At 65.8% G+C, this 21,132-nt stretch carries 17 protein-coding genes and 1 riboswitch; of the genes, 16 read left to right on the forward strand and 1 reads right to left on the reverse strand.

Annotated elements, in window-relative coordinates:
- Positions 1-133 precede the first annotated feature (133 nt).
- Positions 134-1,663, forward strand: coding sequence for an exodeoxyribonuclease VII large subunit (gene xseA / locus ACOHWE_RS10560; protein WP_420666226.1), 1,530 nt, complete (start codon positions 134-136; stop codon positions 1,661-1,663).
- Positions 1,664-1,708: 45 nt separating this feature from the next.
- Here xseA and ACOHWE_RS10565 read toward each other — a convergent pair whose 3' ends face one another.
- Entirely contained in the window at positions 1,709-2,125 is a 417-nt protein-coding gene (locus ACOHWE_RS10565; RefSeq protein WP_420666227.1) for a hypothetical protein, read from the reverse strand.
- A 145-nt stretch (positions 2,126-2,270) separates the two neighbouring features.
- Here ACOHWE_RS10565 and ACOHWE_RS10570 point away from each other — a divergent pair, with 145 nt between their 5' ends.
- The 15 genes from ACOHWE_RS10570 to ACOHWE_RS10640 all read left to right on the forward strand — a co-directional run bounded on the left by ACOHWE_RS10570 (position 2,271) and on the right by ACOHWE_RS10640 (position 21,131).
- Positions 2,271-2,927 (forward strand): lysoplasmalogenase family protein, encoded by a 657-nt coding sequence (locus ACOHWE_RS10570; RefSeq protein ID WP_420666228.1) that lies wholly within the window; start codon positions 2,271-2,273, stop codon positions 2,925-2,927.
- A gap of 89 nt (positions 2,928-3,016) precedes the next feature.
- Positions 3,017-4,201, forward strand: coding sequence for a signal recognition particle-docking protein FtsY (ftsY, locus tag ACOHWE_RS10575; protein WP_420666229.1), 1,185 nt, complete (start codon positions 3,017-3,019; stop codon positions 4,199-4,201).
- A 179-nt stretch (positions 4,202-4,380) separates the two neighbouring features.
- Positions 4,381-5,286 carry an EamA family transporter gene (locus ACOHWE_RS10580; protein ID WP_420666231.1) on the forward strand — a complete coding sequence of 302 codons (906 nt, stop codon included), beginning with the start codon at positions 4,381-4,383 and terminating at the stop codon, positions 5,284-5,286.
- Positions 5,287-5,333: 47 nt separating this feature from the next.
- Positions 5,334-5,954 carry an inner membrane-spanning protein YciB gene (locus ACOHWE_RS10585; RefSeq protein WP_420666233.1) on the forward strand — a complete coding sequence of 207 codons (621 nt, stop codon included), beginning with the start codon at positions 5,334-5,336 and terminating at the stop codon, positions 5,952-5,954.
- Positions 5,955-6,024: 70 nt separating this feature from the next.
- Positions 6,025-6,103, forward strand: a riboswitch (SAM riboswitch).
- A gap of 88 nt (positions 6,104-6,191) precedes the next feature.
- Entirely contained in the window at positions 6,192-7,394 is a 1,203-nt protein-coding gene (metZ, locus tag ACOHWE_RS10590) for an O-succinylhomoserine sulfhydrylase (protein WP_420666235.1), read from the forward strand.
- 246 nt (positions 7,395-7,640) lie between these two features.
- Positions 7,641-8,774: a GTP cyclohydrolase FolE2 gene (gene folE2 / locus ACOHWE_RS10595; RefSeq protein ID WP_420666237.1), complete on the forward strand. Its 1,134-nt coding sequence runs from the start codon at positions 7,641-7,643 to the stop codon at positions 8,772-8,774.
- A 328-nt stretch (positions 8,775-9,102) separates the two neighbouring features.
- On the forward strand, positions 9,103-9,948 hold the full coding sequence (locus ACOHWE_RS10600) for a hypothetical protein (protein ID WP_420666238.1): 846 nt from the start codon (positions 9,103-9,105) through the stop codon (positions 9,946-9,948).
- Between the two features lie 46 nt (positions 9,949-9,994).
- The gene (locus ACOHWE_RS10605; protein ID WP_420666240.1) at positions 9,995-11,443 is read left to right on the forward strand and encodes a TrkH family potassium uptake protein; all 1,449 of its coding nucleotides are present in this window, start codon (positions 9,995-9,997) and stop codon (positions 11,441-11,443) included.
- A gap of 122 nt (positions 11,444-11,565) precedes the next feature.
- Positions 11,566-12,804, forward strand: coding sequence for an aspartate kinase (locus ACOHWE_RS10610; RefSeq protein ID WP_420666241.1), 1,239 nt, complete (start codon positions 11,566-11,568; stop codon positions 12,802-12,804).
- Positions 12,805-13,083: 279 nt separating this feature from the next.
- Positions 13,084-15,324 (forward strand): phosphoenolpyruvate--protein phosphotransferase, encoded by a 2,241-nt coding sequence (gene ptsP, locus ACOHWE_RS10615; RefSeq protein WP_420666242.1) that lies wholly within the window; start codon positions 13,084-13,086, stop codon positions 15,322-15,324.
- A gap of 219 nt (positions 15,325-15,543) precedes the next feature.
- Positions 15,544-17,838: a bifunctional salicylyl-CoA 5-hydroxylase/oxidoreductase gene (locus ACOHWE_RS10620; protein ID WP_420666244.1), complete on the forward strand. Its 2,295-nt coding sequence runs from the start codon at positions 15,544-15,546 to the stop codon at positions 17,836-17,838.
- A complete protein-coding gene (locus ACOHWE_RS10625) occupies positions 17,835-18,602 on the forward strand; it encodes an SDR family NAD(P)-dependent oxidoreductase (protein WP_420666246.1) in 768 nt (255 codons plus the stop codon). Before ACOHWE_RS10620 ends, ACOHWE_RS10625 begins: the two co-directional genes overlap by 4 nt.
- A complete protein-coding gene (locus ACOHWE_RS10630; RefSeq protein WP_420666248.1) occupies positions 18,599-19,054 on the forward strand; it encodes a MarR family winged helix-turn-helix transcriptional regulator in 456 nt (151 codons plus the stop codon). Before ACOHWE_RS10625 ends, ACOHWE_RS10630 begins: the two co-directional genes overlap by 4 nt.
- Positions 19,051-19,854, forward strand: coding sequence for an enoyl-CoA hydratase family protein (locus tag ACOHWE_RS10635; RefSeq protein ID WP_420666249.1), 804 nt, complete (start codon positions 19,051-19,053; stop codon positions 19,852-19,854). Before ACOHWE_RS10630 ends, ACOHWE_RS10635 begins: the two co-directional genes overlap by 4 nt.
- A gap of 116 nt (positions 19,855-19,970) precedes the next feature.
- Positions 19,971-21,131, forward strand: a complete 1,161-nt coding sequence (locus tag ACOHWE_RS10640) for an acyl-CoA dehydrogenase family protein (protein ID WP_420666251.1) — start codon at positions 19,971-19,973, stop codon at positions 21,129-21,131.
- Position 21,132 lies beyond the last annotated feature (1 nt).

The following is a 21,132-nucleotide window of genomic DNA, read 5'->3' on the forward strand; positions in this document are numbered from 1 at the left end:
CCGGGACCTGCCCCGGCGCCTTGCCGCCATTCCCCCCGGCCGCGCGGCCGGGGCTTGCCATGCTTGCGGCGGGTTCTATGCTGCGCGCCACTGCAAAACAAGAACCCCCAAGGCCGCAGGAGAGCAGAACCCCTTGTCCGACCTGTTTGATGACCCCCAGCCGGGACAGAACGCCCCCGAATTCACCGTTTCCGAGATCTCCGGCGCCGTAAAGCGCACACTGGAGGGCACCTTCGGCCGGATCCGGGTGCGCGGCGAGGTGGGCCGGGTGTTCAAGGCCCGCTCCGGGCACCTCTATTTCGACATCAAGGACGACCGCAACGTGCTGGCCTGCACCACTTGGAAGGGCCAGATCGCCGGGCTTTCCGTGGTGCCCGAGGAGGGGCTGGAAGTCGTCGTCACCGGCCGTCTCACGGCCTTCGGGGCCCAGTCCAAGTACAACCTCAATGTCGAGGAGGCCGCGGCGGCGGGGCAGGGCGCGCTGATGGCGCTTCTGGAGAAGCGCAAGAAGCAGCTGGAGGCGGAAGGGTTGTTCGCGCCGGCCCGCAAGAAGCCGCTGCCCTATCTGCCGCACATCATCGGCGTGGTCACCTCGCCCTCGGGGGCGGTGATCCGCGACATCCTGCACCGCCTGCGCGAACGGTTTCCGCGCAAGGTGCTGGTCTGGCCGGTGGCGGTGCAGGGCCGTACCTGCGCGCCCGAGGTGGCCCGTGCCATCGAGGGTTTCAACCGGCTCACGCCCGGCGGCGCGTTGCCGCGGCCCGATCTGATCATCGTCGCCCGCGGCGGCGGCTCGATCGAGGATCTCTGGGGCTTCAACGAGGAGATCGTCGCGCGCGCTGCGGCGGCCTCGGATATCCCGCTGATCTCGGCGGTGGGGCATGAGACCGACACCACGCTGATCGACTTTGTCTCCGACCGGCGGGCGCCCACTCCCACCGCCGCGGCGGAGCTGGCAGTACCGGTGCGGCTAGAGCGCTTGGGGTGGACGGAGAACCAGGGCGCGCGGCTGACCCGTGCCGCGGGCCAGGCGGTGCAGCTGCGCCGCCAGCGGCTGAGCGACCTCGCCCGTGCGCTGCCGCGCCCGGATACGTTGCTGGAAACTCCGCGCCAGCGGCTCGACCGGATCGCCACGCGGCTGCCGGATGCGCTCACCGCGGGGGTGCAGCGCCGCCGTCTGCACCTGAGCGAGGCCGCGGCCTCGCTGCGCCCTGCCACGCTGCGCGGGCTGGTACAAGCCCGCCGCGACCGGCTGCAGTACCTGTCCTCCCGGCTGAGCCTGCGGCCGATCCAGCGCGAGATGGCGCAGCAGAAAGACCGCATCGCCCAGCTCGGCCAGCGTCTGCAGGCGGCCGAGCGGATGCGCGCCGACCGCCGCCGCCAGAGCCTCGCCGCAACGGGCCGCCAGCTGGAGATCCTCAGCTACAAGGCAACGCTCGCGCGTGGCTACGCGGTGGTGCGTTCCCGAGGCGAGGTGCTGACGACCAGGGCCGCCGCCGCCAGCGCCGGTCCGCTGCAGATCGAATTTTCCGATGGCACGCTGGACCTGGACGGAAAGGCAGCGGGACCCGGCCCGTCCGGCACAGAGCCGACCAAACCTGCCGGAGAAGCGTCCCAACCTCCAAAGACCCCTCCCGAGGGCGGCCAGGGTTCGCTGTTCTGATCCGTGCTTGCGGGGCTGGCACGGTGCCCTGCCGCTCCGGGAGCCCTAAACCCCGGTGTCGGGCCCGTAGCAGAGCATTTTCTCACCGATATCTTCGGCCTCGTATAGTTCGGTCGCGTTGGGATCGTTCTCGAACCGCGCGGTCAGTCCGCGCGGGCTCAGCTCGAAGCTCCAGCACTGCGGCTCTTCGCGGTTGATGTAGATAAAGCAGATCTGGCCCGCGTCCTCGTACCAGCGGCCCTCCTGGCAATTGCCATCGAGGAAGGACCAAATCACCCGGCGGTCCGGCAGGTAGCGCTCCACTCCGTAAAGCGTGCCGCCGTAGCCATAGTAGAGCGTGCGCCCCTGCGTGTAGCGGTCAAACTCTTCGGCCCCCATCGGCGCCGCCACGGCGCGCCCGCCGCCCGGCCCCACCGGCCCAAGCAGCGCGGGAAGGAAGGGAATCAGCAACAGCCAGCGCATGAGCCCACTCTGCCAGAGCGCCGCGCCGTGGGCCAAGGACTATCGCCGCACGCGCAGGCAAGGCGGCTCCCGCAAGGTCACCTTTGACCCGCACTGCTTTGCCCGGGTTAGCTTGCCCCGCGCAAAGCGGCGAAGGAGGCAGGCAATGGAAGTATCGGCAGATCCCCGGATGCTCTGGGGTGGGGCGGCGGCGCTGGCGTTTTGGTACCTGCTTCTGGCAGCGCGCCCGCCGGGGTTCTGGCGCAGCGCCGCAAAAACCGGCGCCGTTCTGCTTCTGGCACTGGGTGCCTGGGCCTCCGGTGCGCCGGCTCCGCTGATTTCCGCGCTCGGCCTTTGCGCGCTGGGCGATCTCTTCTTGTCGCGCGACGGGGAGGGGGCTTTTCTCGCGGGTGTTGCAGCCTTTGCCGCCGGGCACCTTACCTATGCGGCGCTGTTCCTGACCCGGGACGCCAGCATGCCTGCGCGGATTCTGGAGCTTCCGGGGCTGGCGGCCGCCGCGGCGATGGTACTGGCCGGACTGGGGATGGCCGTGCTGCTTGCGCCCCGGGCCGGGCCGCTCAAGGGCGCGGTGCTGGGCTATGTCCCGGTGATCCTGGCAATGGGCTTTGCCGCACTGACCCTGCCCGGAGCCTTCGGCGCCGCCGTTTTTGCGGCCGCCTGCGCGTTCATGCTGTCGGACATCGTGCTGGCGTTCGAGACCTTCGTGCTGCCCCCGGCCCACCCCCTGCGGCGGGTCACCCCCTTCGCGGTCTGGGTGCTTTACTGGGGTGCGCAGGCCGGATTCACCGCCCTGTTTTCCTGACCCGCCCGCGCGCTTGCGCTTTGCACTCAGCCGGAAACCGCATTAGGTGAGGTGAAACCACCCTGCCAACCTTCTGTGCGGAGACCAAAATGGCGTTTTTCTCGAAGCTCAAGGACCGGCTGTTCAAATCCTCCTCCAAACTCGAGCAGGGGCTCGATGCGATCGTCGAGGAGGGAACGGCGGATGGCCCGGAGCAGGCGGCCGCGGCCCTGGCGGAGGCGCCTGCGCTGAGGCCGGAACAGCCCGCCCCGGCACCGGTCCCTTCCCCCGCGCCATCACCTGCGCCCGAACCGGAAGCCGCACCGGGTACCGCGCCCGCCCCGGCGCCGCAGCCGGCCCCCGCAGACCCCGCCCCGAGGCCTGCTCAGAAATCGCCCGCACAGAAATCGCCCGGGCTCCTCGGCCGCCTGATCGGCCGCGCCGCGCCGGAGGAGCCCCGCCGGGCGCTTGATGACGACATGCTGGAGCAGATCGAGGAGCTGCTGATCGCCGCCGACATGGGCGTCGACACCGCGCTGCGCGTCACCTCCAACCTGGCCGAGGGCCGTTTTGGCAAGCGCGTCTCCAGCCGCGAGATCAAGGAACTGCTGGCGCAGGAGATCGCCCGAATTATGGAACCGGTCGCCAAGCCGCTGCCGATCTACTCCAAACGCCCGCAGGTGGTGCTGGTGGTCGGCGTCAACGGCTCCGGCAAGACCACCACGATCGGCAAGCTCGCCAGCCAGTTCAAGGCGGCGGGCAAGCAGGTGGTGATCGCCGCGGGCGATACCTTCCGCGCTGCCGCGGTAGAGCAGCTGCAGGTCTGGGGAGAGCGCGCGGGCGTGCCGGTGCTGACCGCGCCCGAAGGCTCCGACCCGGCGTCGCTGGCGTTCGATGCGCTGACCAAGGCGCAGGAGGAAGGCGCTGACCTGCTGATGATCGACACGGCCGGCCGCCTGCAGAACCGCGCTGACTTGATGGAGGAGCTGGCCAAGATCGTCCGCGTGATCCGCAAGAAGGACGAAACCGCGCCTCACAATACACTTCTGGTGCTGGATGCCACCACCGGCCAGAACGCGCTGAGCCAGGTCGGCACCTTCCAGAAGCTGGCCGATGTCTCCGGCCTGGTGATGACCAAGCTCGACGGCACTGCCAAAGGCGGCGTGCTGGTGGCGCTGGCCGACAAGTTCGGCCTGCCGATCCACGCCATCGGGGTCGGAGAACAGATCGACGATCTCGCGCCCTTCGACCCGGAGGAATTTGCCGCCGCGCTTACCGGCCTGGAGAAATCTTGAGAACCCATTGCTCCGGCCGTGCCCGACCATTGGCGGCGGAGCGAAGCCGCGCAGAGGCCCGGCAAGATCCTGAGGAAAGCACGTCGTTTCTTCCAACCCCTTCCTCTTGCTGAAAATATCCCCAGGGGTCCGGGAGCAGGCAGCCCCCGGCGCACTAGTTTTGTACGAAGGCATTGAATTTGAGCGATTGGCTGATTTCCCTCGAAGGCACCCAGGCCGGGCAGCAGGTGGCGCTGTATCTCGCCGTGATGGCCGCCCTCCTGCACGCGGTCTTCGGGGCGCTGCAGAAGGGCCGCCATGACCCGTGGCTGTCGCGCGGGGCGATCGATTTCTCCTATGCCGCAATGGCGGCGCCATTTGCTTTCTTCGCAGTACCCTGGCCCGAGCCCCACATGTGGCTGATTTTCTTCGGAGCCTGGGTCATCCACGTGCTCTACAAGCTGTTTCAGGCGCTGGCCTATACCAAGGGCGCCTACACCGTGGTTTACCCGGTGGTGCGCGGCACCGGGCCGCTGTTTGCGGTGATCGGCGCCTACCTGCTGTTTGGCGAGACCTTCACGGTCACACAGTGGCTGGGCGTTGCGGTGCTGCTCGCCGGAATCTTCGGGCTCGCCATCTACAACTTCATTTTCCTGATTACCGCGCGGGAGACGCTGGGTATCGCCTTGGTGCTGGCAGTGATCACCGGGCTGTTCGTGGCGCTCTATACCACCTATGACGCCTACGGCATCCGGGCCACCGCCGACCCGTTCACCTTCCTTGCCTGGTTCTTCATGATCGACGGGCTGGTGTTCCCGGTTATCGCCTTTGCCCGCTGGCAGGGTATGGCCGAACCGCCCGCGCCGGGGCCGCTGATGGTTCGCGGCTTCTTCGGCGGGCTGGTGGCCTTTGCCTCCTTTGGGGCGATTATGCTGGCCACACGGCTCGACAAAGTGGGCGAGGCGGCGGTACTGCGCGAGACCTCCACCGTCTTTGCCGCGCTGATCGGCTGGCTGGTGCTGAAGGAGACCGTCGGCCCGCGGCGGATTGCCTTGATGGCTTTGATCGCGCTGGGCGCCGTGATAGTGGAAATGGGCAGCGCTTGAGCGCCGCCGGCAGCATGCAGACCGCCCGCAGCATATCAGGAGACCTAATGGCCGCCAAGAAGATCAACCCGACCCTCAAGATGGTCCTCGAACTGGGCCCGATCGTCCTGTTCTTCATCGGCTACCTGAAGCTGAAGGACGAGGTCTTCCTGCTCGGCGGAGAGGAATACCGCGGCTTCATCGTGGTGACCGCGGCCTTCATTCCGCTGATGATCGCCTCGACCCTGGCTTTGTGGAAGCTGACCGGGCACCTTTCCAGGATGCAGTTCGCGACGCTGGTGCTGGTGGTGCTGTTCGGCGGCATGTCGGTCTGGCTCAACGACGAGCGCTTTATCAAGATGAAACCGACGATGCTCTACCTGCTGTTCGGCGGGCTCTTGGGAGCGGGGCTTCTGCGCGGCAAGAGCTACCTCAAGGTTGTGATGGAGGAGGTGATGCCGCTCGAGCAGGAGGGCTGGATGATCCTGACCCGCCGCCTCTGCGGCTTCTTCCTGGCGCTGGCGGTGGCCAACGAGCTTATCTGGCGGTTGCAGAGCGAGGAGACCTGGGTCTATTTCAAGACCTTCGGCCTGCCGGTGGCGATGTTTGCCTTCTTCATGCTGCAAGGCGGGCTGCTGCAGAAATACGGCATCGAGGACGAGGAAGAGGAGGCAGGCCCGGCCGAATGAGCCGGCGCCTCCCGTACCGCGCGCGGCCTCTGGAGCTTGACGAAACCCGCGGCTGTGCGTATTGGGAACGGAGATTGACCGTGGCGATTTGTTACCGGATTGCGGGCCACGTTAAACATTCCCGCTAAAGAGGTCAGGACGTGAAGGACCCCCTTTCGCTTGGCCGATCGGGGGTTTTTTGTTGAAGCGCGTCCGGTCACTCCCGGCCGCCCGGCGCGCGAAGGAGACTGTGACGAGATGAGCGACAACGCAAGCAGCACCTGGAACAGCCGCACCAGCATGGTTCATGGCGGCACCCGCCGCAGCCAGTACAACGAGGTGAGCGAGGCGATCTTCCTGACCCAGGGCTTTGTCTACGACAGCGCCGAACAGGCCGAGGCGCGGTTCATCGAGACCGGCCCGGACGAGTTCATCTATGCCCGCTACGGCAACCCGACCGTGGCGATGTTCGAAGAGCGCATCGCCGCGCTGGAAGGGGCGGAGGACGCCTTCGCCACCGCCTCCGGCATGGCAGCGGTGAGCGGCGCGCTGACCTCGATGCTGAAGGCGGGCGACCACGTGGTGTCGGCCAAGGCGCTGTTCGGCTCCTGTCTCTATATCCTGGAAACCATCCTCGCCCGGTTCGGCGTCGAAGTGACATTTGTCGACGGCACCGACCTGGACCAGTGGCGCGCCGCGGTGCGCCCGGAGACCAAGGCTGTGTTCTTCGAGAGCATGTCGAACCCGACGTTGGAAGTGATCGACATCGCCGCGGTGGCTAAGATCGCCCATGCCGCAGGCGCCACCGTGGTAGTGGACAATGTCTTCTCCACCCCCGTCTTCTCCAACGCCATCGCGCAGGGCGCCGATGTGGTGGTGTATTCCGCGACCAAGCACATCGACGGCCAGGGCCGGGCCCTGGGCGGTGTGGTGCTGGGCACCCGCGACTTCATCCGCGGCACGCTGGAACCCTACATGAAGCACACCGGCGGCAGCCTCAGCCCGTTCAACGCATGGGTGATGCTGAAGGGTCTGGAGACCATCACGCTCAGGGTCAACGCCCAGGCCGAAACCGCGCTGAAGATCGCGGAAGCACTGGACAGCCACCCGGCACTGAACCGCACGATCTATCCCGGCCTCGCGTCCCACGCTCAGAACGCGTTGGTGCAGAGCCAGCTTGGCGGCAAGGGCGGCACCGTGCTGTCCTTGGACCTCAAGGGCGGCAAGAACGCCGCCTTCCGCTTTCTCAACGCGATGACTATCCCGGTGATATCCAACAATCTCGGCGATGCTAAGTCGATCGCAACGCACCCCGCCACCACCACCCACCAGCGCCTAAGCGACGAACTGAAGCAGGAGCTGGGTATTACCCCGGGACTTGTGCGCTTTTCGGTTGGCCTGGAGGACGCCGAAGACCTGATTGCCGATCTGAAGGCGGCGCTGCAGGCGGCGCAAGGCTAAGCCAGGCCGCCTGCCGGCAGCGATGGTTCACCTTTTGGAAATAACTCCTGTGATAGATTGGCCAAAAGGCGAAGCGGGGGCCGGCGCCCCCTACTGCCTGCAGCGTCCGGTTTGGGCGGTGCGGGGTCCGAATAGAAGCCATTCCTGCCGCATTTGACCGATCCGTTTTGAGTTTTGCGGCGTAACAGGGTAATACAGATGCCTGCCGGCTCCGTTCCGGGCCGGCCAGTGGAAGGACATGCGCCAATGAACATGCACCCCCGCGACGGCGGCGACTCCTCCGGACGTGAACACAGGGGACCCGGATCCCCCGACCGCGCCGCTGCAGCCGCCGCGCTGGACTTGCTGCGGGTCTGGGCGGCCAGCGCCAGCGAGACCGAGATTGCCGAGCTCCACCCGGCGGTGGCACGGCTCCTGCCGGGGCGCGCCGCCGCTAATTATCCGGAGCTGTCGCGCAGCTACCCCGCGGATTTCCGGGCTGGTGAGGCCTACCGTGCCACGCTGCCCGATTTGCAGAACGGCCCCACCAGCCTGATCCGCGGCGCCCGCCAGCAGATTCAGCATGTGGGGATTTCCAACTTCCGCCTGCCGATCCGCTTCCATACCCGCGACGGCGGCGATTTGACGCTGGAGACCAGCGTCACCGGCACCGTGAGCCTTGATGCCGAGAAGAAGGGCATCAACATGTCCCGCATCATGCGCTCTTTCTACAAGCACGCGGAGCGCACGTTCAGTTTCGAGGTGATGGAATCGGCGCTGGACGATTACCTCAGCGATCTTGACAGCCCCGACGCCCGGCTGCAGATGCGTTTCTCCTTCCCGCTGCAGGTCGAAAGTCTGCGCTCGGGCCTCAGCGGCTATCAGTATTACGACCTTGCGCTGGAGCTGTCGGACCATGACGGGGTGCGCGAGAAGATCATGCATCTCGACTATGTCTACTCCTCGACCTGTCCCTGCTCCCTGGAGTTGTCGGAACATGCGCGCCAGGCCCGCGGCCAGCTCGCCACCCCGCACTCGCAGCGTTCGGTGGCGCGGATTTCGGTACAATACGATCCGGACGGTCCCTGCCTTTGGTTTGAGGACTTGATCGACCATTGCCGCCGCGCCGTGCCGACCGAGACACAAGTCATGGTCAAGCGGGAGGACGAACAGGCCTTTGCCGAATTGAATGCCGCCAACCCGATCTTCGTGGAGGACGCGGCGAGGCTGTTCTGCGAAGCTCTGCAGAGCGATCCCCGGATCGGCGACTTCCGTGTCATTGCCAGTCACCAGGAAAGCCTGCACAGCCATGACGCGGTGAGCGTTATGACCCATGGCCCGCTGTTCAAGGCGGTGAGCCTTGATCCCAAGCTGTTTTCGACCCTGATTCATCAGGGCTGACCCGGAACGGAATGACCTCTGCGCCATGCCGCTCCGGGGGTAGGCGTAGATGCTTTCTGCGGCGGTTTTCCGCTTTTGCCGCGGCCGCTTCTGCGCTGCGGCATTTTTTATGCTGCCATGCGGAATTTCATGCTAGCCTGCCTTGGAACCGGCCGGGAATCCCCGGCGGGTTCCAATGGGGAGCCGATGCAGATGTGTTCGCGACCAACTGCCCGCAGCCGCCCTGCCTCCACATGCGGGGGCCGGCGGCCTGCTTCCCGCCGCTTGCCGGCCGCCGGACTCCGTATCGCGGCCAGGCGGGCCAAGTGCTAGATGTAAGGAGTATCGAATGACCCGCTCTCACGACCCCGAGGGGCTCTCTTTCCCGGCGCACCAATGGGCAGGCTACGCGGCCGGCGCGCAGATGAAGCTGTGGCGCCAGCTGGCCGAGGCTGCCATCGAAGTGCCTCTGCAGCAGATCCGGCTTGCGCACAGCCTTTTTGACGTGCAGCGCAGATTGATGGGATTCCCGGTGCCGCAGCAGCAGGGAGATGCGCCCGCGCGCGCAGAGCAGGCCTCTGTGGCGGCCACCGCTACCCCGGCCGCAAAGCCCGAAGCAGCGCCGGCCGCCGCGAAACCTGCGGCGCGCAAGCCCGTGAAGCGCAAGCCCGCTGCCCGCAAGACTGCGCGCCCGGCCGCAGCAACCGCGGCCACTACGGCACGGGCCGCAGAGGTTAAGCCTGCCGCCGGGAGCCCGTCCCGCAAAAGCTCCGAACCGGCTGCCAAGACCGCCGCGTCCAAGGCCGCCAAACCCGCCGGAAAGGCACCGGCGAAAAAGGCACGTGCTGGCGAAGCAAAGCCACAGACGGCCAAGCCCGCTGAGACCAAAGCGTCCAAGCCTGCAGAGGCGAAGGCAGCAGAACAGCCGAAGCCCGCGGCGGCCAAACCCGCCGCTTCCGCCGCGCCGGAACCTGCAGCGGCGGCCAAAACCGGGCGGGGGGCTGCCAGCACCGCAGGCGAGGATGCCATTGCCAGAGCCGCGGCCGCGGTTGCTTCCGCAACCACGAAGCCGGCGCAAGCGGCCCTGAATGGCAGCGAGGCCTCGCAAGCCAAACCCGGCCGCCCGCGCCAGCCCTCGGCACTGCCGCAGATGCCTGAGCGCAACGGCGCCAAGGACGGCGGCAACGACGGCTGAGCGGCAGGCTTGACAGTTCCGGCGCGCGGGCCCAACGCTGCGCGCCATGTTGGATCTGCGCCCGGTCGGGTATGTCATCGGCCTTCTGGTCGTCATTCTGGGAGCCACGATGGTCTTCCCGCTGCTGGTCGATCTCTATGATGGCCAGGGCCAGTGGCCGGTGTTCCTGCAAAGCATGGTCTTCACCGTGCTGGTCGGCGGGCTCCTCGCGCTCAGTTGCGCCAATGGCGTGCGCGAGGGGCTGAGCATCCGCCAGACCTTTCTGCTGACCACCACGGTCTGGCTGGCGCTGCCCCTGTTCGGGGCGGTGCCGCTGATGCTGGGGGCGACGGAGCTGCGCTTTGTCGATGCCTTCTTCGAGGCGATGTCGGGGCTGACCACTACCGGCTCCACGGTGATCACCGGGCTGGACAGCTTGCCGCGCGGTCTCCTTTTGTGGCGCGGCATCCTGCAGTGGCTGGGCGGCATCGGCATCATTGTTGTGGCGATGGTGTTCCTGCCCGAGCTGCGGGTCGGCGGTATGCAGATCTTCAAGTCCGAAGCTTTCGACACGATGGGCAAGATCCTGCCCCGCGCCCAGGCCATCGCCAAGCAGATCTCGCTGATCTACGTGGGCCTGACGCTGGCTTGCATGCTGGTCTACACGTCTCTGGGGATGGGGGTCTTCGACGCGCTGGTGCATGCGATGACGACATCCTCCACCGGCGGGTTCTCAAACTACGACGCGTCCTTTGGCACGTTTTCCGGCCCGCCCGAATATGCCGCTGCGGTTTTCATGATTCTCGCCGCTCTGCCATTCGTGCGCTACGTGCAGCTTCTGAACGGACATGCGGCGCCGTTGTACAGGGACAGTCAGGTCCGCACTTTCTTGATATCCATCGCTCTGCTGGTCAGCGTCACCGCCGCCGTATTGACCTACGTTTTCCCGCATCACCCCGAGCAGGCTCTGCGGGAAGCCCTATTTAATATCACCTCGATCATATCCGGCACCGGATATGCCAGCGTGGATTACATGGAATGGGGCAGTTTGCTGATCATGATCTTCTTCTTCGTCGGGTTGATAGGAGGCTGCGCGGGCTCGACGGCCTGTTCGGTAAAAGTATTCCGATACCAGATCCTGTTTTCCGCGATAAAGGTGCAGATCCTGCGCATCCGTTCGCCCCACGGTGTCTTCGTCCCGCGCTTCGACGGCCGCCCGGTAGGCGCGGACGTACTGAGCTCTGTAATCTCCTTCTTCATGTTCTTCGTCCTGACGCTTGGCATGATCGCCCTGGCGCTTGCGCTGACCGGGCTGGATTTTGTGACCGCCGTATCGGGGGCGGCCACGGCGGTGGCAAATGTCGGCCCCGGGCTGGGCGACATCATCGGCCCAGCTGGCAATTTTTCCACGCTGAACGACCCCGCCAAATGGATCCTGAGCGCGGCCATGCTGATCGGCCGGCTGGAGCTGATGGCGGTTTACGCGATCCTCACCGTCCGCTTCTGGCGGGCCTGAGGCGCGCGCCCCGGAGCCGTGAGGCCTCCGTGTATCGCTACAATGCGCCGCTTGCTCTTGCAGGGCGGCTCGCATAAGAGGCTCTGGATTATAACCCGCAAGCGCAGGGAGACGATTTCCTTATGCCCGTACTTGTGATGAAATTCGGCGGCACGTCGGTCGCCAATCTGGACCGCATCCGCCGCGCCGCAAAACGCGTCGGCGTTGAGGTGGCCAAGGGCTATGACGTGATTGTCATCGTCTCTGCCATGTCCGGCAAGACCAACGAGCTGGTCGGCTGGGTGGACGAGACCTCCCCGCTTTATGATGCGCGCGAATATGATGCCGTGGTGTCCTCGGGCGAGAACGTCACCGCGGGCCTGATGGCGCTGACCCTGCAGGAGATGGATGTCCCGGCGCGCAGCTGGCAGGGCTGGCAGGTGCCGCTCAAGACCAACTCGGCCCACAGCCAGGCCCGGATCGAGGAGATCCCGCCGGAGAACATCACCCAGAAGTTCAACGAGGGCATGAAAGTCGCGGTGGTCGCGGGTTTCCAGGGCATCAGCCCCGAAGGCCGCATCACCACGCTGGGCCGGGGCGGCTCGGACACCACGGCAGTCGCCTTTGCGGCCGCCTTCGAAGCTGAGCGCTGTGATATCTACACCGATGTGGACGGCGTCTACACCACCGACCCGCGCATCTGCGACAAGGCCCGCAAGCTGGACCGGATCGCGTTCGAGGAAATGCTGGAACTGGCTTCTCTCGGCGCCAAGGTTCTGCAGACCCGCTCCGTCGAACTGGCGATGCGCTACAAGGTGAAACTGCGCGTGCTGTCCAGTTTCGACGAACAAACCGACGAGGCCGGAACCCTGGTCTGCGACGAGGAGGAAATCATGGAATCCAATGTTGTGGCCGGTGTGGCCTATTCCCGTGACGAAGCCAAGCTGACCGTGCAGTCGGTGGCCGACCGCCCCGGCATCGCGGCCACCATCTTCACCACGCTCAGCGACGCGGGAGTGAACGTCGACATGATCGTGCAGGACATCTCGGAAGAGGGCCGCACCGACATGACCTTCTCCTGCCCGACCGACCAGGTCGCGCGCGCGGAGCAGGCTCTGATGGCGATCAAGGACAAGGGCGAGCTGAACTATGCCGAGCTGCTGGCCGACAAGAACGTCGCAAAGGTTTCGGTCGTGGGTATCGGCATGCGCTCGCAGTCGGGCGTGGCGGCCAAGATGTTCAAGGTGCTGTCGGATGAGGGCATCAACATCAAGGTGATCACCACCTCGGAAATCAAGATCTCGGTGCTGATTGACCGCAAGTATATGGAGCTGGCCGTGCAGGCGCTGCACGACGCCTTCGAGCTGGAAAAAGCCGGCTGAACGCCGCCGCATGCAGCCTCCGGAGACCAGAACCACAGCATAGGCGCCGTCAGGGCGCCTTTCTTTTGCGTGGCCGGAGCCGTGCCGGACGGTTTCTGCGCTGCGGCACCGTTTGCCGCCCAAGCTGGCGGCAGGACTGCAAAAAATCTTGGACTTTTTTCGCCGGGGTGGGACAAGTGGGTGGAGGAGAGACGGCTGGCGCACTACTTTGGGCGGTGCCCGCACAGGCACGGATTGTGCAGCTGAGGCGGAAGTGCGGTAGCCGGGGAAAGGGTGGCAATGGCTGAAACGATGGAATCCGAGAGCAGGAAGCTTCTGGTCCGCCTGCGCGAGGCTATGGCGGGCGATGACGCCGGCCAGGCCCGGCTGAACAAGATCACGCATTTGATCGCGGACAGCATGGGTACCGAAGTTTGCTCGGTCTATCTCTTCCGCGATGACGAGACTCTGGAGCTCTGCGCCACCGAAGGCTTGAACCTCGAATCGGTGCACCAGACCCGGATGCGCATCGGCGAAGGCCTGGTGGGCCGTGTTGCCCGGTTTGGCAAAGTCATAAACACCCCTGACGCTCCGCATGCCAAGGGTTTCCGCTACATGCCGGAGACCGGGGAAGAGCGTTATTCCTCTTTCCTCGGCGTGCCGATCCAGCGCCTGGGCGAGATGCTCGGCGTGCTGGTCGTCCAATCCAAGGAAGCGCGCGAGTTCTCCTCCGATGCGGTCTATGCCCTGGAAGTCGTGGCCATGGTGATCGCGGAGATGACGGAACTGGGTGCCTTTGTGGGCGAGGGCGCGGCACTGTCGCCGCTGCACCAGCAAGCCGTGATGATCCATGCGACCTCGGCGCAGGAAGGCGCCGCGGAAGGCCACGTCTGGCTGCACGAGCCGCGCGTCATCGTGACCAACCCGATTGCCGATGATCCTGACCGCGAGCTGGAGCGGCTTACTGCGGCAGTGGAAGAGCTGCGCGTCGGCGTCGACAAGATGCTGGAGGTCTCCCGCTCGGGCGATTCCGAACAGCTGCAGGTGCTCGAAGCCTACCGGATGTTTGCCAACTCCAAGGGCTGGATGCGGCGCATGGAAGAAGACATTGCCCGCGGCCTCAGCGCCGAAGCCGCGGTGGAGAAGGAACAGTCGCAGGCGCGTTCGCGCATGGCACAGGTGCAGGACGCATACCTGCGGGAACGTCTGAGCGACTTGGACGACCTCTCTAACCGCCTCTTGCGGATTCTGACCGGGCAGGGCTCCAACACCGGCGCCGAGCTGCCCGACGATCCGATTCTGGTCGCCCGCAACATCGGCCCCGGCGAGCTGCTGGAATATGGCCGCTCCCTGCGCGGCATCGTGCTGGAAGAAGGCTCGGTCGGCTCCCATGCCGCCATCGTGGCCCGGGCACTGGCGATTCCGCTGGTCGTGAATGCCAAGCGCATCACCACCGAGGCGCTGAACGGCGATCACCTGATGGTCGATGGCGACCAGGGCGTCGTGCACCTGCGCCCCGAGGACACCGTTGTCAGCGCCTTCCGCGACAAGATCGCTATGCAGGCCAAGGCGCAGGAGCGCTACGCCTCGATCCGGGACTGCCCCGCCGTCACCCGCGACGGCCAGCGCATCAACCTGATGATGAACGCCGGTCTGATGGCGGATCTGCCCTCTCTCGATGGCTCCGGCGCCGAAGGGGTGGGGCTGTTCCGCACCGAGCTGCAGTTTCTGGTGCGCAACCAGATGCCGAAACGCTCGGAGCTGGTGGCACTCTACCAGCGGGTGCTGGATGCCGCCCACGGCAAACCGGTGGTTTTCCGCACGCTGGACATCGGGTCGGACAAGGTGCTGCCCTACATGAAGCCCACGGACGAGCCGAACCCGGCACTGGGCTGGCGCGCGATCCGGGTCGGGCTGGACAAGCCGGGCATTATGCGGATGCAGCTGCAGGCGCTGATCCGCGCTGCCGACGGGCGGCCCCTGACGGTGATGTTCCCATTCGTCGCCCAGTTCGAAGAATACCGCGCTGCCCGTGCCGAGGTCGAAAAGACGCTGGAGCGGGAGCGCATCCTGGGCCACCCGCTGCCGTCGGAGCTGAAGGTGGGGGCGATGCTGGAGACGCCCTCGCTCGCCTTTGCGCCGCAGAAGTTCTTCGACGAAGTCGCCTTCCTGTCGATTGGCGGCAACGACCTCAAGCAGTTCTTCTTTGCAGCCGACCGCGAAAATGAGCGGGTGCGGCGGCGCTACGATACGTTAAACGTCAGCTTCCTCAGCCTGATCGAACGTATCGTGGAGCGCTGCGGCATCTCCGGCACTCCGCTCAGCTTCTGCGGCGAGGATGCGGGGCGCCCGATTGAGGCGGTCTGCCTCGCGGCCATGGGCATCCGCACGCTGTCGATGCGCCCGGCTTCCATCGGACCGGTGAAATCGCTGCTTTTGCGGGTCCATCTTGGCGAACTGCGTAAGATCATCGCCGACGCCCGCCACCGGGGCGATCAGGCGGTGCGCCCGGCGGTGATGCAGTACCTGCGCGAGCTCTGACCTTATGGCCCGTGCTGGTGCTGGCGGGGGCGGAATGATCATCAGAAGGGAAGAAACCGGGCCGCGGCACAGCCGCGTGCCCGCTTCCTGCGTGGGATTATCCGCGCATCCCACGGACCGGCCCGCTTTGTTTCAAGCATGAAATTTTAAGCTTGAAGTTTTAACCGGCCGCCTTATCCTGCTTCGCAACGGAAATGCGGATCGCAGAGAGGGAGTGCCATGAAGATCGCCTGTCTAGGGGGAGGGCCCGCCGGGCTGTATTTTGCCATTTCCATGAAATTGCGCCAGCCCGATGCCGAGGTCACTGTGATCGAGCGCAACAAGGCTGACGACACCTTTGGCTGGGGCGTTGTGCTTTCGGATGACGCGCTGGAGAACCTCAGCGCCAACGATCCGGTCAGCGCAGCGGCGATCCGCGAGAACTTTGCCTATTGGGATGACATCGCGGTGGTGCGGGGCGGTGAGCGCGTGGTTTCGGGCGGGCATGGTTTTGCGGGCATCGGGCGCAAGAAGATGCTGCTTCTGCTGCAGGACCGCGCGCGCGAACTGGGGGTTGATCTGCGTTTCGAGACGGAGGCGAAAACCGCGGCCGAATATCAGAAGGACTATGACGTGGTGGTGGGCTGCGACGGCCTCAACTCCCGCGTGCGCACCGAGTTTGCCGAGCACTTCAAGCCCGACATCGACGTGCGGCCCTGCAAGTTCATCTGGCTGGGCACCAAGCAGAAGTTCGACGACGCCTTCACCTTCATCTTTGAAAAGACCAAGCACGGCTGGATGTGGATCCACGCCTATCAATTCGACAAGGACACCGCGACGGTGATCGTGGAATGCTCGGCCGAGACCTGGGAGAAATGGGGTTTCGAGGGTATGTCCAAGGCGGAAATCATCCGTACCTGCGAGGAGATCTTCGCCGATCACCTGGGCGGCCATGAGTTGATCTCCAACGCCGCCCACTTGCGCGGTGCGGCGGTCTGGATCAATTTCCCCCGCGTGCTTTGCGAAAAATGGCACCACGAGAATGTGGTGCTGCTGGGCGATGCCTCCGCTACCGCGCATTTCTCGATCGGGTCGGGCACCCGGCTGGCCTTTGACAGTGCCATCGCGCTCGCGGAATTCCTGACCACCGAACCGACGCTGGAACGTGCTTTCGAGCGTTATCAGGAGGAACGCCGCCTCGACGTGCTGCGCCTGCAATCGGCGGCGCGCAACTCGCTTGAGTGGTTCGAGGAGGTTGAGCGCTACCTGGGCATGGACATGGCGCAGTTCAACTACTCGCTGCTCACCCGTTCGCAGCGTATCAGCCACGAGAACCTGCGCCTGCGCGATGCAGACTGGCTGAAATCGGCGGAGAAGTGGTTTCAGAACCGGGCCGGCGCGCCTGCCGATGCCCCGGTGCGGCCGCCGATGTTCGCGCCCTTCAAGCTGCGTGACATGGCGCTGAAGAACCGCATCGTGGTCTCGCCGATGGCACAGTACAAGGCGGAGGACGGCTGTCCGACCGACTGGCATCTGGTGCACCTGGGCGAGCGCGCCAAGGGCGGCGCCGGGCTGGTATACACCGAGATGACCTGCGTCAGCGCCGAAGGCCGGATCACACCGGGCTGCCCCGGTCTCTACGCGCCGGAGCATGAGGCCGCCTGGAAGCGCATTACCAGCTTCGTGCATGGAGAGACGCAGGCCAAGATCTGCTGCCAGATCGGCCACTCGGGCCGCAAGGGCTCGACCAATTTGGGCTGGGAAGGCATGGACAAGCCACTGGACAGCGGCAACTGGGAGATCCTCTCGGCCTCCGCGATTCCGTGGTCGGATGAGAACGCAACCCCACGCGCGATGACCCGTCAGGACATGGATCAGGTCACGGATGATTTCGTCTCCGCCGCCCTGATGGCCCAGCGTGCGGGCTTCGACATGATCGAGCTTCACGCGGCGCATGGCTACCTGATCTCCTCCTTTATCTCGCCCGTGTCCAACATCCGTGATGACGAATACGGCGGCAGCCTGGAAAACCGTCTGCGCTACCCGCTTGAGGTCTTCGCCGCCATGCGCGCGGTCTGGCCGGTCGGCAAACCAATGTCGGTGCGGATCTCGGCCAACGACTGGGTCGGCGAAGATGGTGTGACTCCCGAAGAAGCGGTGGACATCGCCAAGGCCTTCACCGAAGCGGGTGCCGACATCATCGACGTCTCTGCCGGCCAGACCACGACGGCGGCAAAGCCGGTCTACGGCCGCATGTTCCAGACCCCGTTCTCGGACCGCATCCGCAATGAGGCGGGCATCGCGACCATGGCGGTGGGCAACATCTACGAGGCCGACCACGCCAACTCGATCCTGATGGCGGGGCGGGCCGATTTGGTTGCCATCGCGCGCCCGCACCTGGCCGATCCCTATTGGACCCTGCACGAGGCCACCCGCATCGGCGACCGCCACGCCAGCTGGCCGCTGCCCTATGAAGCGGGCCGCGATCAGGCCTGGCGCCTGGCCGACCGCGAGGCAGAGGTGATCCGCGCATGAGCACGGCGGAAAATATCGCGGGCCGCCATGTGGTGATCTCCGGCGGCGGCTCCGGCGTGGGGGCGGAGCTTGCGGCGCAGTTTGCGCAAGCGGGCGCGTGCGTCACCATCCTCGGCCGCCGGCTGGACGCGCTGGAGGAGGTGGCCGCGCAGACCGGCGCGCATGTGGAAGTCTGCGACGTCACTGACCGCGCGAGCCTTGACGCCGCCATCGCCAGCGCGGTGGAGGCGCTAGGCCCGGTGCAGATTGCAATTGCCAATGCCGGTGCCGCGCCCTCCAAACCCTTCGAGCGGATGACAACGGGCGATTTCGAGGCGGCACTGGACGTGAACCTCACAGGGGTGTTCAATTTGTGGCAGGCGTGCCTGCCCGGCATGAAAGACACAGGCTGGGGGCGGCTTATCGCCATCGCCTCCACCGCGGGGCTGAAGGGTTACCCCTATGTCTCGGGCTATTGCGCAGCCAAGCACGGTGTCGTTGGGCTGACCCGCGCGCTCGCGGTGGAGCTTGCCCGCACCGGCGTCACCGTGAACGCGATCTGCCCGGGCTTCATCGAGACCCCCTTGCTGGAACGCTCGATCCGCAACATCGTGGAGAAGACGGGCATGAGCGAGGAGAAGGCCGCCAAGTCCCTGCGCGCGGGCAACCCGCAGGGCCGCTTCATCCAGCCGGGCGAAGTCGCCTCAGCGGCGCTGTGGCTGGCTAGCGAGGGCGCGGGCTCGGTCAATGGCAGCGCGCTGCCGGTTACCGGAGGTGAGATTTGAGCGATACATCCAAAGACAGGCTGCGGCTGTGGCTGAAGGTGCTGAAAGCGACCCGCGCGGTGGAAAGCGAGATCCGCGAGAACCTGCGCAACGACTTCGCCACCACGCTGCCGCGCTTTGATGTGATGGCGGCGCTGATGCAGCACGAGGACGGGCTGAAGATGAGCGAGTTGTCCGGCGTGCTGAAGGTCTCCAACGGCAACGTGACCGGCATCGTGGAGCGGCTGGTGGAGGACGGCCACGTGCTGCGTGAGAAGGTCGCGGGCGACCGCCGCGCAAGCCGCGTCCGGCTGACCGGGCAGGGGCGGGAGGAATTTACCCGCCAGGCCGCCGCGCACGAAGCCTGGATCGACCGCATTTTCCAGGACGTGAGCCACGAGGACGCGCAGCGGGTGGCTGCTGCATTGGATGCGGTCGCCCGCCAGACCGGCAAGGGGGAAAAGGACAGATGATGAATACCGATACCAAGCACTTCCTGTGCAGCATCGAGGGCGGCATCGCTACCGTCGCGCTGGACCGGCCCGAGCGCAAGAACCCGCTCACATTTGACAGCTACGCCGAGCTGCGCGACTGGTTCCGCGACCTGCACTACGACGATAGCGTAAAAGCGGTGGTGTTCTCGTCGAACGGCGGCAACTTCTCCTCGGGCGGCGATGTGCATGACATCATCGGGCCGCTGACCAGGATGAGCATGAAAGAGCTGCTCGCCTTCACCCGCATGACTGGCGATCTGGTCAAGGCGATGGTGAACTGCGGCAAGCCCATCATCGCCGCCATCGATGGAATCTGCGTCGGTGCCGGCGCGATCATCGCGATGGCCTCGGACATCCGGATCGCGACGCCGGAAGCCAAGACCGCCTTCCTGTTCACGCGGGTCGGGCTCGCGGGCTGCGACATGGGCGCCTGCGCGATCCTGCCCCGCATCATAGGTCAAGGCCGTGCGGCCGAGCTGCTGTATACCGGCCGCTCGATGAGCGCCGAGGAGGGCGCCGCCTGGGGCTTCCACAACAAGCTTGTGCCCGCGGCGGAGCTGGCGGGCGCGGCGCGGCAATGGGCCGAGCGAATCGCGGCGGGCCCGAACTTCGGCCACATGATGACCAAGACCATGCTGGCGCAGGAATGGTCGATGTCGATCGAGCAGGCGATCGAGGCCGAGGCCCAGGCGCAGGCCATCTGCATGCAGACCGCGGATTTCGAACGCGCCTACCATGCCTTCGTGAACAAGGACAAACCGGTCTTCGAGGGCGACTGAGGCGTGACGTAAAGGGCTTTCGCGCCGGAGGAGGGCGCGGGAGCCTCCGGCGGGGATATTTCGGGCAAGAGGAAGACCTGTGTGCAGGTCGCGACGGCCCAAGGGAGGAGAATATAATGGCGGACAAGAGCTTTCTGAGCTGGCCGTTCTTCGAAGACCGCCACCGCGCGCTGGCGGCAGAACTGGACGAGTGGGCCGCGGGCGCGCTTGCGGGGATCGACCATTCCGACACCGATGCCGCCTGCCGGTCGCTGGTGGCGGCGCTGGGCGAGGCGGGCTGGACCCGGCACAGCGGAGCGGAGGCGGGCGAGAGCCTGGATGTGCGCACGCTCTGCCTGATCCGTGAAACGCTGGCACGCCATGACGGGCTCGCGGATTTTGCCTTTGCCATGCAGGGGCTGGGGACCGGGGCGATCTCGCTCTTCGGCACGCCTGAGCAGCAGGCTGAATGGCTGCCGCTCACCCGCGCGGGCAAGGCGATCTCCGCCTTTGCGCTGACCGAGCCGCAGTCGGGCTCGGATGTCGCGAACTCCACCATGACGGCAGAGCCGGATGGCGATCATTACGTGCTGAACGGCGAGAAGACCTGGATCTCCAACGGCGGGATTGCCGATGTCTACACGCTGTTTGCCCGCACCGGCGAGGCCCCGGGCGCTAGGGGGCTGTCGGCCTTCATCGTTCCCGCCGGGCTGCCGGGGTTCGAGGTGGCAGAACGCCAGCAGGTGATCGCGCCTCATCCCTTGGCGACGCTGCGCTTCACTGACTGCCGGATCCCGAAATCTGCGCTCTTGGGCCAGCCCGGCGCGGGCTTCAAGATCGCGATGTCGGTGCTCGATGTGTTCCGCTCCACCGTGGCAGCCGCGGCGCTGGGCTTTGCCCGCCGGGCGCTGGACGAAGCGCTGGCTCGGGTCTCCACCCGGCAGGTCCAGGGTGCGCCCTTGTTCGACTTGCAGATGGTGCAGGGCCATATCGCCGACATGGCCCTGGATGTGGATGCCGCGGCGCTGCTGGTCTACCGTGCCGCCTGGGCCAAGGACTCCGGTGCGGCGCGTGTCACCCGCGAGGCCGCGATGGCAAAGCTGTTCTCCACCGACCAGGCGCAGCAGGTGATCGACAAGGCGGTGCAGCTGCATGGCGGCGACGGCGTGCGTTCGGGCCAGAAGGTGGAGGAGCTTTACCGCGATATCCGCGCGTTGCGCATTTACGAGGGCGCTTCGGATGTGCAGCGCGTGGTGATTGCCCGGCAGACGCTGGGCGCTTTCCAGGGAGGGCAATGAG

Source organism: Cribrihabitans neustonicus, assembly GCF_048820895.1.
Taxonomy (GTDB): Bacteria; Pseudomonadota; Alphaproteobacteria; order Rhodobacterales; family Rhodobacteraceae; genus Cribrihabitans_A; species Cribrihabitans_A neustonicus.

What these genes read in the sequence shown, in the direction of transcription:
- ACOHWE_RS10565 (WP_420666227.1), bottom strand. Translation starts at nt 2,125, where the DNA reads ATGCGCTGGCTGTTGCTGATTCCCTTCCTTCCCGCGCTGCTTGGGCCG.
- ACOHWE_RS10570 (WP_420666228.1), top strand. Translation starts at nt 2,271, where the DNA reads ATGGAAGTATCGGCAGATCCCCGGATGCTCTGGGGTGGGGCGGCGGCG.
- ftsY (WP_420666229.1), top strand. Translation starts at nt 3,017, where the DNA reads ATGGCGTTTTTCTCGAAGCTCAAGGACCGGCTGTTCAAATCCTCCTCC.
- ACOHWE_RS10585 (WP_420666233.1), top strand. Translation starts at nt 5,334, where the DNA reads ATGGCCGCCAAGAAGATCAACCCGACCCTCAAGATGGTCCTCGAACTG.
- metZ (WP_420666235.1), top strand. Translation starts at nt 6,192, where the DNA reads ATGAGCGACAACGCAAGCAGCACCTGGAACAGCCGCACCAGCATGGTT.
- folE2 (WP_420666237.1), top strand. Translation starts at nt 7,641, where the DNA reads ATGAACATGCACCCCCGCGACGGCGGCGACTCCTCCGGACGTGAACAC.
- ACOHWE_RS10600 (WP_420666238.1), top strand. Translation starts at nt 9,103, where the DNA reads ATGACCCGCTCTCACGACCCCGAGGGGCTCTCTTTCCCGGCGCACCAA.
- ACOHWE_RS10605 (WP_420666240.1), top strand. Translation starts at nt 9,995, where the DNA reads ATGTTGGATCTGCGCCCGGTCGGGTATGTCATCGGCCTTCTGGTCGTC.
- ACOHWE_RS10610 (WP_420666241.1), top strand. Translation starts at nt 11,566, where the DNA reads ATGCCCGTACTTGTGATGAAATTCGGCGGCACGTCGGTCGCCAATCTG.
- ptsP (WP_420666242.1), top strand. Translation starts at nt 13,084, where the DNA reads ATGGCTGAAACGATGGAATCCGAGAGCAGGAAGCTTCTGGTCCGCCTG.
- ACOHWE_RS10620 (WP_420666244.1), top strand. Translation starts at nt 15,544, where the DNA reads ATGAAGATCGCCTGTCTAGGGGGAGGGCCCGCCGGGCTGTATTTTGCC.
- ACOHWE_RS10625 (WP_420666246.1), top strand. Translation starts at nt 17,835, where the DNA reads ATGAGCACGGCGGAAAATATCGCGGGCCGCCATGTGGTGATCTCCGGC.
- ACOHWE_RS10635 (WP_420666249.1), top strand. Translation starts at nt 19,051, where the DNA reads ATGATGAATACCGATACCAAGCACTTCCTGTGCAGCATCGAGGGCGGC.
- ACOHWE_RS10640 (WP_420666251.1), top strand. Translation starts at nt 19,971, where the DNA reads ATGGCGGACAAGAGCTTTCTGAGCTGGCCGTTCTTCGAAGACCGCCAC.